This window comes from Vibrio sp. 10N.247.310.23, assembly GCF_041467155.1.
Classification (GTDB): Bacteria; Pseudomonadota; Gammaproteobacteria; order Enterobacterales; family Vibrionaceae; genus Vibrio; species Vibrio crassostreae_C.
The window spans coordinates 97,484-110,098 of sequence record NZ_JBFSTZ010000002.1 but is presented as its reverse complement, the minus strand read 5'-3'; the positions used below and the strand labels follow the sequence as shown (position 1 = coordinate 110,098).

At 43.0% G+C, this 12,615-nt stretch carries 9 protein-coding genes and 1 pseudogene; 5 read left to right on the top strand and 5 right to left on the bottom strand.

Going from position 1 to position 12,615, the window contains the following annotated elements; genetic code table 11:
- Positions 1-194 precede the first annotated feature (194 nt).
- From AB6D93_RS01890 to AB6D93_RS01875, 4 genes and pseudogenes are all read right to left on the bottom strand, one after another.
- On the bottom strand, positions 195-2,084 hold the full coding sequence (locus tag AB6D93_RS01890) for a GGDEF domain-containing protein (RefSeq protein ID WP_102333200.1): 1,890 nt from the start codon (positions 2,082-2,084) through the stop codon (positions 195-197).
- 20 nt (positions 2,085-2,104) lie between these two features.
- Positions 2,105-3,253 carry an extracellular solute-binding protein gene (locus tag AB6D93_RS01885; RefSeq protein WP_372049990.1) on the bottom strand — a complete coding sequence of 383 codons (1,149 nt, stop codon included), beginning with the start codon at positions 3,251-3,253 and terminating at the stop codon, positions 2,105-2,107.
- Between the two features lie 351 nt (positions 3,254-3,604).
- Positions 3,605-4,699: a 3-phosphoserine/phosphohydroxythreonine transaminase gene (gene serC, locus AB6D93_RS01880; protein ID WP_017065411.1), complete on the bottom strand. Its 1,095-nt coding sequence runs from the start codon at positions 4,697-4,699 to the stop codon at positions 3,605-3,607.
- A 163-nt stretch (positions 4,700-4,862) separates the two neighbouring features.
- Positions 4,863-6,133: pseudogene (locus AB6D93_RS01875) on the bottom strand (DUF945 family protein).
- A 183-nt stretch (positions 6,134-6,316) separates the two neighbouring features.
- Here AB6D93_RS01875 and AB6D93_RS01870 point away from each other — a divergent pair.
- The 3 genes from AB6D93_RS01870 to AB6D93_RS01860 all read left to right on the top strand — a co-directional run bounded on the left by AB6D93_RS01870 (position 6,317) and on the right by AB6D93_RS01860 (position 9,579).
- The gene (locus tag AB6D93_RS01870; RefSeq protein WP_017060404.1) at positions 6,317-8,260 is read left to right on the top strand and encodes an ATP-binding protein; all 1,944 of its coding nucleotides are present in this window, start codon (positions 6,317-6,319) and stop codon (positions 8,258-8,260) included.
- Positions 8,253-8,750 carry a response regulator gene (locus tag AB6D93_RS01865; RefSeq protein WP_017065410.1) on the top strand — a complete coding sequence of 166 codons (498 nt, stop codon included), beginning with the start codon at positions 8,253-8,255 and terminating at the stop codon, positions 8,748-8,750. Before AB6D93_RS01870 ends, AB6D93_RS01865 begins: the two co-directional genes overlap by 8 nt.
- 286 nt (positions 8,751-9,036) lie before the next feature.
- A complete protein-coding gene (locus tag AB6D93_RS01860; RefSeq protein ID WP_017065409.1) occupies positions 9,037-9,579 on the top strand; it encodes a hypothetical protein in 543 nt (180 codons plus the stop codon).
- A 161-nt stretch (positions 9,580-9,740) separates the two neighbouring features.
- On the opposite strand, the gene AB6D93_RS01855 is transcribed toward AB6D93_RS01860, so the two are convergent.
- The gene (locus AB6D93_RS01855) at positions 9,741-10,322 is read right to left on the bottom strand and encodes a TfoX/Sxy family DNA transformation protein (protein WP_017060401.1); all 582 of its coding nucleotides are present in this window, start codon (positions 10,320-10,322) and stop codon (positions 9,741-9,743) included.
- Positions 10,323-10,679: 357 nt separating this feature from the next.
- On the opposite strand from AB6D93_RS01855, the gene AB6D93_RS01850 reads away from it, so the two are divergent.
- Both AB6D93_RS01850 and AB6D93_RS01845 read left to right on the top strand, forming a co-directional pair.
- The gene (locus AB6D93_RS01850) at positions 10,680-11,600 is read left to right on the top strand and encodes an HDOD domain-containing protein (protein WP_017066065.1); all 921 of its coding nucleotides are present in this window, start codon (positions 10,680-10,682) and stop codon (positions 11,598-11,600) included.
- 54 nt (positions 11,601-11,654) lie between these two features.
- Entirely contained in the window at positions 11,655-12,560 is a 906-nt protein-coding gene (locus AB6D93_RS01845) for a lysine exporter LysO family protein (protein WP_017071961.1), read from the top strand.
- The last annotated feature ends 55 nt before the right edge of the window (positions 12,561-12,615 follow it).

Sequence of the window (12,615 nt, the reverse complement as noted above, 5' to 3'; positions counted from 1 at the left end):
AAATACAAACACAAAGCCCATCAACTTCCATTGGTGGGCTTTTTCATTTTTATCGTCTGTGTTTAAGCAACGGTTGGCCCGACTAAGCGCATTTCCCATAAGCGTTTAAACATATTATAACGTCACACCGCAGCAGTTCCGCTCTAATGGACGTCGAAAATCGTGATCGCTATTTGTCAGCGCGATTGGCATTATTACTTCCCAACCACAGACAACGTTTGATAATAAAGACGCTTTTGCTGATACATATTCTCATCAGCGACAGAGAACAATTGCTCAACGTCTGTTGAATCACTAGAGGCTGCACCAATCGAGAATCTGACAGGAATAGAGATACCCGCTTTAGTCTCGATTGCCTGTTGCTCCTGAGCAATGTACAACTGCTCAGTCATCTTTGCGACATTGAGCGAACTCGACTCACCAGACGTTAAGGTAAGCACCGCAAATTCATCTCCACCCAAACGGTATAGATTACTGGCAGGTGTCAATTCGTGGCTGATTACGTCTACGCAGCGCTGTATCAGCTCATCCCCGGTCTCATGCCCATGAACATCATTGGTCGTTTTCAAGCCATTGATATCAATAATGATCAAAGAAATCTGATTTTGATTGTCGTTAATGCTGCGTTTACTGAATTCGAGATCTTCATTAAAAGCTTTACGATTCAAACAGCCAGTCGGCATGTTAATCCGTGTAATATTTTCGAGCTCTAGCCAACCAGCTAACTGTTTTTGGTACATGTCAAAAATCAGAAGATCTTCTTCACTGAGGACATCAAATGAACTTGAACAAAAATACCCGATCGCCGTCCCCTGTGAGTCACAGAGTATCAGGTCAGCCTCGCCAGTCCGGTTAAAATGAAACTGAATCGAATGTTGAACAAGTAATGTCTTTAACTCTTGATCGACCATTTGAGGAATCAACCGATATTCAGCCGCGTGTCTTGATGATGCAAACTGAACGATCTTCAAAAGACGATGCTTCTGGGATTCTTCACGCGCGAGCGAATTAGTTAACTTGCTGGTTTTCTCTTCGACTAAGTCCTCTAGCTGAACATTAAATCTTTCGAGTTTATCGTTACTTTCGGTAAGCTCACGGACTTGGTATTGTATGCGACCCCACAAGGTTTCCAATAAACGACTCAGCGTGACGAACTCTGTAAAACGATGTTCATCCACACTATGAGTCGGTGACTGGTTATGCGAATACGACGTAACAGATTCAGCCAACAGGTTTAACTGCCCTGAGAACCAGCGGCTTAGGAACAGAGCAAACACAATCGCGATGGCAAGCGTCGCCACCAATATTCTGACAAAGACCACCTGAGCTTGTTGCATCTCTAATAAACGCTCACTGTCGGAAATATGATGTTTGACGTTCAGTACCAATTTGTCGGTAAAGAATGTGCTGTCGATAGAGATAATGTTCGCACTTTGTTCAGAAGATTGAGCATCCGTTGAATCAATATAGTTAAACTCAACCGACTCATTTTGATAAAGGAAAGGCGTCACTTTAGTCTTAAGTCTGTCATACCCCATAAGAACCACAAGATAACCCTGCGGCGTGTATGTAGAACCTTCTATCAAACGATAAGGTAAAATCGGCGCGACAAAAGCGATACCTGCAGCGGCATTATCCGCCACTTCAGTTTCGGTAAACTCGGTGTGGAACAATTTCCCTTGCCCATAAACCGATTGAGGACGCTTCAAGCTTTCTAATAACTGGCTCTGCTCAAAATGGTACAAGCTGCCTTTGCTGTCATAAATGGGCTTCCAGTTTTGGTCCAGAATATAAGTCGCGGACACACTCTCCGCTAGCGCATTGAAGCTATCCATCTTGTCCCAAACAACACTCGAGAAAAAGATATTACCACCCGCTTTAATCAATGATCGGTCATGCGAATACCATTGAGTTAGGCTCGCCGTCAGCTTAATTTGCTCTTGTACGGTTTGACGAATACCGGTCGTAGAGTTGTCCAGCTTGGTTTCTTTTTGCTCTAAAGAACTTTGGTTTTGTTTATTGAGAATCAACTGTCCCGCTAGGTAAACAGGAAGCATTGAGCAAGCCAGCAACACCAAGCCCATGGTGTATTTTAATGATAGCTTCAATCTCTTACCCTCATATTCGCCGAGTAATATTGAACAAAATCATTGTAAAACTTATGCAGTTCACTCTTTGGCATCCCTGACTTGTAACGCTGATACGCCCGAGCCGATGCCTCCCAAACGATCGCCATCTTGTAGTCACTCGACATCATTTGCGATGCTTGAAACTCATCGTACATATTTGAAAGTGTCTGGTTACCTTCCTCAACACGGCGTTGATTAACCTCATAAAACGGCGAAACCATGGCACTCGAGTGAGCTAAATAGGTGAAACTGTTTGATTGCAGGTATTGAACGACTTCTTTCAAAGCCAATTTCTTATCTGGGTTTTGCATGCCTTTTTCCGTGACAGCAAAAACCTTTGCGCCACTAAATGAAGACATACTTTCACCACGATAGGTCGGCAACGAATTGATGTACAAATCTCGACCAAAGGCGGCATCGAGTTCGCTGAACGCCCAATCACCGTCAATCAAAAACTCGACTTCCCCATTGATGAACCTCTGCCTCGCGCAAATATCGCTGCACGATGATTCGATGACTTTTTTCTGCTGCAACATGTCGATGAAATCAAAGATAGCAACTAACCCTTCACCATTAACATTCTTCGACGATAATAAGTCTTCAGAAAAAAGCTGATAGAAAGCTAGATAGAAGTACATGTTTGGATTGGGAAAAAGCACGCTCACTTGTTCGGACTGAGCAGAGCGTTCAATTAGGCTCTCCCATGTCACGACTTGCGCTTGAGGCTTGCTCGAATACAGAACGACTTGGTTTCCAATACCAACCGGTAACGCCTTAAGCTCACCGTTGATGACCACTGCATCAAGCGCTTTTTTCTCATAGCGTTGGGTATCGACCCAAGCATCAGGAAGCGTCGCTAAATCGATATATTCAGTTAGACCTAAGAAGTCAGAAGGAACCCAGATGGCGTCGGGAAAGGTATTGTCTCTAGGATCAGCAACAAGCAGTTCAGAACGAATACTGTTGACGTCAAACGAACGAATTTCTACACGATGATCAGTCATCGCTTCGATATGTTCTTTTACATAATCGGCCGTTTCATAATTAATACCAGCCCATATTTCAAGTGTGGACGAACAAGCAACGGCCGGAAATAGCATCGCAAATAGACTCAATAACCTCACACTTGGTTCCTTGTGGTAAAAATTAGACGTTGGATTTTAATCGCCCATCAATAAACCGGGCGATGCGGCTTATCGCTCACTGCTCATGATTAGAGACCTAGCTTTGGGCGACACGTTATATAGTAAAAAGTGCCTAAATAACAGTTGATACTCTCGCTTTAAGAGAAAGGTCTGCTCATTCTGATACATCCGTCATATCTCTGGATGACTGTTCTTACAATAAATCAACATACCATACCCTTTATTATTAACGACAAAAAAAATGCCGCAAAAGCGGCATCTATCTCGTTCGGTGCATTCGACACAATAAAAATCAAATAAGCAATTTATCAGTCAAAGCCCTATCATCGATTAAGCGTATTTCTCTTCGAAATCTTTCATGAAGCTAACCAGCGCTTGAACGCCTTCCAGAGACATTGCGTTGTAAAGTGAAGCTCTCATTCCACCTACTGCTCTATGCCCTTTCAGTGATTTCAGACCTGCAGCATCAGCCAATTCTAGGAACTTGCCATCTAACTCAGGTTTCGCCAGTTGGAACGGCACGTTCATTCTAGAACGGTTTGCAGTGTGAACATCGTTTTTGTAGAAAGCTGAGCTATCGATTGCATCGTAAAGCAGCGCTGCTTTCTCTTTGTTCACCAACTCCATCGCTTCAACGCCACCTTGAGCTTTCAGCCACTTGAACACAAGGCCTGATAGGTACCAAGCGTACGTTGGTGGTGTGTTGAACATTGAGTCTTTTTCAGCAAGTACTTTGTAGTTCAGAATACTCGGCAACACGTCGTTTGCGAGTTCGAGTAGATCATCACGTACGATTGCAATGCAGATACCCGCAGGGCCGATATTCTTTTGCGCGCCCGCGTAGATAACACCGTACTGAGACACATCAATCTTACGAGACAGAATGTTAGATGACATATCCGCTACGATTGGCTTATCCGTTTGAGGAAGCTCGCTGATTTCAATACCATCGATGGTTTCATTCGGACAGAAATGTACATACGCAGCTTCCGGGTCAATTTTCCAATCTTTAGCCGGAACAACCGCTGCTTTACCATCAATTGACGTCTTCGCGTTGAATACATCGATTTCGCAATATTTGCTCGCTTCAGTCACTGCACTTTCTGCCCAGTAACCCGCATCAATGTAAGTCGCTTTCGTCGCATCACCTAAAAGGTTTAGAGGAACAGCAGCGAATTGAGCACGAGCGCCCCCCTGACAGAAAAGAACTTTGTAGTTGTCTGGGATGTTCAGAAGATCACGTAGGTCCTGTTCGGACTCGTCAGCAACTTGAATAAATTCCTTGCTGCGATGGCTGATTTCCATCACGGAAGTCCCTAAACCATTCCAATCAATAAAGTCCGCTTGCGCTTGTTTCATTACCGGTTTAGGCAGTGCAGCTGGGCCAGCACTGAAGTTGAATACGTTATCTAATGTAAGTTCCATGGGGATGATTGCTCCTGCTAAATAATAACTATGCAAGTAATACCATGTTTTACCCAACATAAAAACAACAAAAGAGGTCTTAAGACCTCTTTTGTTTTGTACCGTATAAAATGTTTAAGCTTAACCTGCTAAATCACCCTATCAGTATTCACGCCTGCTCTGTTTATTGAACAAAAACCGGCATAAGTAGAGCGATTAATGGAATTTCTTGTCCATTTTCGAACACTAGGTTTCCATTTTCTAAGTCAGCGCTGATTTCATAACCACTGTCTGTTTCCTTGATCATTTCCATCACAAGCAATTCATCGATACCTTCACGGATGAATGGATACTCTTCAACAAGTTCATTTGAGAAGCTAGAGTGAACGTTGCCCGTTAATGCAAGCATGATCATCGAAGGGTTGCTGCTGATGTTTTCGGTCCCTTCCGGCACGCTCACCAACCACTTAGATTCGAACTGTCCCTTACCTAACTCTAACGACATGTTGTTCATTGAAAGGTCGAAACCTTTAGCAAACAGGATATCGATAAATGGAATGATCTCTGCAACGTCTTCTTGCGTCATCACAGGATTAGATTGGTAAATCTCAAAGATTTTCTCAAACGACTCGCTATCCAACTTCGACATTTCAAAATCGACGTTTAGGTTGTTCAACTGGCCTTCACTGGTCTCGATGTTTGCGATATCTAGCTTGAGGTTGCTGCGCAGACGCTTAGTTGCTTCATCTAGATGTGATTCAAAATCGTACTTAGAATTTTCAATGGTCATGAAAGGCTGCATTGCAGAATCTGAAACCAAGAAGCTATCGATAGTAAAATTCTGAGTACCTAACCAGTAGCCTTTCGCTTGTTGGCCTGAACCCACACCTTTCAGATTAGACAGCGTTACCTCTTCACCGGTTTCAAAATCAATTTGAACTGAAGGGATTGAAAGCTCGTAATCAACTTGGCCTAAAACAGTCGCATGGCCAGAAAGATTCGATTTAGTGATCGAGACCGAAGTCCCATTCTCTTCAGAACCTTGGTGATTGAACTGGCTTAACTCAAAGTTAAAGTCAGTGTTGCCGTTTAGCTCAGTACTAGTGGTCAGAGTTAAAGGCAGAATATCGGTATTCTCAAACGTCGACAGTGCATTTAGACTCACCAAACCATGGCTAACCGCACTATTTATGACAAACTCACTCGGCAACCCATCAATCGCAAGTTGCTCTTTCAGGTTTTCATCCATCACAGTTAAACGAGTGGTTACGTTGGAAGACAAGTAACCTCTATCGTATTCCACGATCTCAGCTTGAATGCTTGAATGCTTGAATTGTTAAGCTTTGCAACGCCATCGGTAATCGCATTTTGTCCAATTTGCCCAACCGCTAGCGGCCAACAAAGTGCCAGTGAGATTGCTCCGCCAATAGCACCAATTTTTCTTAACTGTTCCATGAGTTCTCTTTCTACACGTGTCTATTTTTTTTAGTCTAACCCATCAGTAGCAAACAAGAAACATTGAGTTAAATCAGTCTATTGCTCGATACTTCGATTGCCTCAATAAATTAACGGCTAGCTCTCATCCTTATTCGGCGGTTCTTGCTAGGCTAAAGACGTCGCTACTATTAAGGTTGAGCTGTGAATCAATACGCTGTTATCTGTTTGGACAATAATCCGGTTAGCATTGAAAGAATACGTTCGGAGCTGGCTCCGTTGGCTTCTGTATTCGATATTTATACTGCCGAGAACATAGAAGACGCACATCACGCATTAGAAGATATTCATGATCACAACCAAACCGTTGCCTTGGTGATCACTCATCATCATTCTGAATTTAATGGCGTGCAATTCCTGATTGAACTTCAACAGCTGCCCCATAGTAATACCGCAAGAACGATATTAGTCAGCGCTTCGTCAGACATTCAATCCATTTTAACCGCTGTGAATGAAGGTAGGCTCAACCACTGTTTAACCAAACCGGTTCAAGATCAGGTTCTGTTCAAATCAGCGCAAAAAGAGCTGACCTCTTTTGTTATCCAATACGACTCAGAAAACCTGCTCTCTTACAGCGATGCATTGGATCAACAACGCTTACTCAGAGCGCACATTGAGCAAAAGATTCACTCTTTCCAATCGGGTTTCATTCACGACTACCACCAGCTTTCTGATAATGCCCTTGCAGAACGTGTCGTCAGTGCCTTACAAGATGTGTTTTCAAAAGATGACAAAACTAAGGCCATTCGTGACTATTCCCCCGAGCATCTACTCACTGTGGAAGGCGAAGACAATCGCTTTTTATGGCTGATCATTGAGGGTGAAGCAGCTCTTTATAAGAAAGATGAACTTGGGCAACAGCGGGAAGTGGTACGTCACTCCAAAGGGAACATTGTTGGCGGGATGTCATTTGTAACAGGCGAGCCTTCGTTTTCTACGGCGATCACCCTAACGCAGACTCGCGTTATCAAACTGGATAAAGATAGCTTTGCTCAGGTGATGCATTCAAACAATACCCTGCTGCCTTTATTTACCAATCTATTGCTCCGTCATTTTAATCGACGTTTGCAACGCAGCATCACCAATAAGATCAAACTGCAGCAGACACTAGAATCATTAGAGTCTGCACATCAACAACTGATCGAGAAAGAGAAAATGGCGATGCTCGGGCAGCTAGTCGCGGGAGTCGCACATGAGCTGAATAACCCGATTGCTGCCATATTAAGAAGCATCGAAACTCTGTCAGACCATCTCGACCAAATATTGGCAAACCTATCCGTTCCAGAGTCCAATAAAGGGACTGACGTACTGGCACATTCAAAGTTAGCTAAGCCACTATCAACAGCCCAAGAAAGACAGCTCGTAAAGCATCTTACGTCGACGATTAATGACCGTGCTTTAGCAAAAAAAGCCGTGAGACTAAACCTAAGCCAAGACTCTACGGTTCTAAACACATTAAAGGCGTCCCCTGTCGCAGGCAAAGAGCTGCTCAATGACTTAGAGCATTACCATTATGTTGGAAACTCTATCCGCTCAATTCAAGTGTGCAGCAAGCGTATTGCCGATATGGTCAAAAGCTTAAAAAGCTATGCTAGAGAAGATGAAGAAGTTCGCCACTACACAGATATCCACGAAGGGCTTGAAGATACCTTAGTGATCTTCGAAAACAGGCTTAAACACCACCAACTCGAAAAGCATTACGATACCGACTTACCGCCTTTATTGTGCCAGTCGCTCTCGCTGCAACAAGTGTGGACCAACCTTATCTCCAATGCGCTCGATGCCCTATCTGAACGAGGAAAAGTGACCATCACCACTTCTCAACAGACAAAAGGCGACGACGCGTTTCTTGTGGTGCAAATCTCCGATACTGGCCACGGCATTGCCAAAGAAGACATCAACACCATTTTCAACCCAAATTTCACGACTAAAAAAGAAGGCAACTTTGGTTTAGGGATTGGGTTATCCATTTCTCAACAAATCGTTTCGGCTCATCAAGGGTTTATTTTGGTGGAGTCAGAGGTAGGCAGCCATACAAACATGCAAGTGTGGCTTCCATTCAAACAAGAAGGAGCACCTCATGAATAAGTACCTAATTTTATGTGTCGATGATGAACCTGAAGTTCTCAATAGTGTCCTTCAGGACTTGGCGATATTTGAAGAGAACTTTCTGGTTGAAGGTGCAGAGTCGGTCGATGAAGCCAAGCAAGTAATCAAAGAAATGGGACAAGATGGTATTAAGCTCGCGTTAATCTTATGCGACCACATCATGCCAGAAGAAACCGGCATTGATTTTCTGATCGAACTCAACCAACACGACGCTACTAAACCAACGCGTAAGCTGTTGCTCACCGGGCAAGCTGGGCTAGAAGATACCGTCACAGCCATTAACAACGCAGCACTTGATTTCTATATTTCAAAACCTTGGCAAGGCGACCAACTGAGAGACACGATTACTCAACAATTGACTGACTATGTCATTGCCAACGACAAGCAATTGCTAAACTGGACTTCCATCTTAGATACCGAGCGCATACTGACTTCAATGGCGGATAAACGCACCAGTTTTGGTGAATAGCACTGATTGGTTAATGGATACTGAGAATAGCGTCATCCGATATAAAAACCTTCCGAATGTATACAAATTTTGGATAATTCGCTCGTCTATTTTTCTCATTCGCCCTAAACATGAGATCTCCGTTACATACTGATCCTTAATTTGCTTGTTTTTTAACTAAATGAGTAAGGTTTTACATTTTAAAGGATTACTTTTCCGTGAGTTAGATTAAACTGTCTCAATGTTTATGGTTTGCCGATTTGTCTCAAACCAAAGGAATTAACACTAATATAGGTTTACGGTCGTTATGCGCAAAATTCTACTTACTACCGCTATGCTATTGGCTTCTGGTCAAGCACTAGCTGTTGATGAACAACCACAGGTAATGAGCAACTTTAACTATGATTACTTTGAAGCACGTATCGGTGCTAGCCCAGTAACATTTGGTGGTGCGTTCAGTAAGTCCATTCACCCGAACGCTCACGCTATAGCACGTATCGATTCAGAATTTGAAAGCGATTACGACTCAGCTGTAGGTCTTGGTTTCCACGCTCCATTAAACAACTGGGCAGACCTAACAGGTGAAATGCTAGCTCGTATCGTTCAACCTGAGAACTCAAGCTCTACTGATATCGGTATGGAAATCAACATTGGTGTTCGCCAATGGCTTGGTCCACAACTAGAAGTTGGTGGTAAAGGTGGTTACGTTTCTATCGATGACAACGATGATTGGACAGGTTCTGTTTACGCGCGTTTCCACTCTACAGAGCTTTTCTCTTTAGGTGCTGAAGCTCGTATTAACGACTTCTACGGTGACCAACTTATGTTCACTGCTCGCTTCAAGTACTAATACTTAAAGCTCAAGCCCTAGCAAATAAGCTCTCTATGAGCACTTAGCCTTTTGATACTTAGTCTTTTAAGAAATCCGGCTAAGACAGAAACAAAAAAACCGAGGACATTCCTCGGTTTTTATTTATTAACAGTAATCTTAAGCATATAAGGTAAACTTCTTTAGTGGCAGCTCTTTAGTAATTGCTGCTTGCGTGGCTCTTGTAATAGTTTCCAGTGAATACCATCAATTGCACCCGCAAATTTCCAAAGTAGTTTTAGGTCAACATCGTTTCCGTACGCTTCGCGAACCTTATTAAACACTTCAGGTGCGCCCAACTGCATAAACATTGAAACATCATCCACACCCGCCTTTTTAACCATGCGCTCTAACGTAAGCTGCATGTTTGGTAGATCTCTTAATCTACGGCTAGCTGATGACTTCTTGAAGCTACGCTGCTGAATTGAATTATCGATTGAAGTACGAATAATACTATCCAATTCAGGATGTTCACAGGTAAACAGATCCGTAATGTCGTAATAGTTTACGGTTGCTGTTGTCTGCTTCTTTACATGACGATACTTTTCACAATCAAGATCGGTCAGTTTTTTATCTAATGATTTTCCACCTCTAATGAATAAACAACCTTCACTCAATAAAGCGAACATAGCGTCATTTTGAAAGAGGCCAATACCTCCGAACATAGAACGTTTTTGATGCTCACCAAATTGATTCACGTAATTAATAAATGCTGTCTCGGTCATATCCGTTGATCCTTAATCAAATTACCCCGATTAGGTTGATCACCAGACAAGCAGCTTGTTATGCGAAAATTTTAAATCTATTTTGTTATTCTATAGGTGAATATTATGGTTTCGTTTTTCACCTTTAAATAAATCATACTTCGAAAAGAAAAATAAGTCTGGACTTAGTTCACATCAATCAATTGAGTATTCCGGTTTTTCATGATTGACTTCACAGTAAACTATCAAACCATGCTTGAATTTGGACACCTAGTGATACACCGGTTCAAATTATTAAAGGTTATGTAGACGGGTGAGTATTGCCTCGCAGCATCGTGGCTTGTAAAATGGCAGGACAGACCTGTTTTTACTTTTTATATGAATCATTTATCGTTTTTCTGGCTACCTCAAAATAAGACTCTTCTCTTAAAGGGTCTAGAATCAGAGTTTGCCCAACTTGTTGGACATTCTATCTCAGCGGGAAAAATAACACTTCCTCCTATCCCTAACGTTGTACTGAAGATTCAATCGCTTTGTACCCTTGAATCAACTGGGATTGCTGACGTTGCCGAGTGCTTACTCGAAGACCCAGGCCTCGCTGCTATTGTCATTCGTGTGGCTAACTCTGTCGTCTTTAACCGACGTAATATTACTTGTGTTGATATTATGACGGCGGTGTCGCGCCTTGGCATATTAAGAGTACGTGACATCGTGACGGCTCAGGCTATTGAGCAACTCAAACACTCAGTCAACCTCAGTAAAGAATGTAATAAGGTATTGGTTCAGAGCGCTTCTGTATCAAAAGAGCTGGGCGCTACTATGGTGCTTGTTACCAACAGCTTCAAAGAGCTCTCCCCTACTGAATACCGTTACCTTGAGCATGAAAAATCGCTGCTTGTTGGATTACTGGCTGATATTGGTTTGTTCTGTTTGGTTAGCGAATACCACCTCTACCTCGAAAATGGCAATTACCTAGATCACGACATCGCTCTACAAATCTTCCAAGGCCAATGTTCTGCTACCAGTAAATTGGTGCTTAACCGTTGGGGCTTCGACAGCGACTTTATTGATGTGTGCAGCAATACCATCAATAACCACGAACAGCGTGAAGTCTCTTACTTAGATATCGCTCGAATCGCTAACCACCTGCTGATGTTCAGAAACAAGGATGAGAACATCGATGATCACGAAGTTGAACTTAACGTGACAGGTGCAGAGGTGCTTTATAAATTAAGCAACTTGAGCAAGCATGATTTTAATGCAAAGCTAAGCGACGTGATCAATACTAGCGGCTTCTAAGTCACTGTTAAATTACAAGTAAGTGTAATATGAAGTAAATGCAATGGGGAAAGCATGTTTACAGGGATGATCTTTATATTTGCGCCACTCGTCGTGGGGTATCTTTTTGCAATTTCGAACGCTCAGACATTAGAATTTATCAACCGCTCAACATCGCGGTTGATCTACGTGATTCTGGCGTTAATGGGACTAAGCTTAGCCGCCCTCGATAACCTAGGCAGTAACCTGCAGACAATCCTTCTATATACCGTCACTTTCTTTGTCTGCTTAAGCGTATGTAACCTAATGGCACTGCCCGCTATTGATAAGTTATTGCCACTCAAAACCGACAGTAGCAAGAAGAAGCTTCCCCTCTCTTCTATGGCGATGGAATCTGCAAAACTCATCTTAGTGGTAGGTTCAGGGCTAATCGCTGGCTTAGTGCTGCCTATTGGCCTTGATTGGGTTGATACCGCAAGCGAATGGATTCTGTTTGTTCTTCTATTCTTTATCGGCATTCAGCTGCGTAATAGCGGACTCACACTTCGTCAGATCTTACTCAACAAACACGGTATGGTTATCGCAATCACCATTATCATCACCTCAATGTTAGGTGGTGTAATCGCGGCTTACATCCTAGATATCCCTCTGTTCAAAGCCTTGGCAATGTCTTCTGGATTTGGTTGGTACTCTCTGGCTGGTATCTTAATGGGTGACGCCTTTGGTCCTGTCTATGGTGGCGCTTCTTTCATGCTTGAGCTGTTAAGAGAGTTAGTTGCCTTGGTACTGATTCCAGTGCTAATTCGCAGCTACCCATGCACTTCCATTGGTTATGCTGGTGCGACTGCGATGGACTTCACCTTACCGGTCATTCAAACAACAGGCGGCGTTAGATGTGTGCCTATCGCTATCGTCAGTGGCTTTATCCTCAGCTTGCTTGTTCCGATATTGATGTTGTTCTTTGTATCTCTTGCTAACTAGATCGCAGGAATAGCGTTTGTTTTAGATTAGAATGCAACTCGAATACCAATGCCCA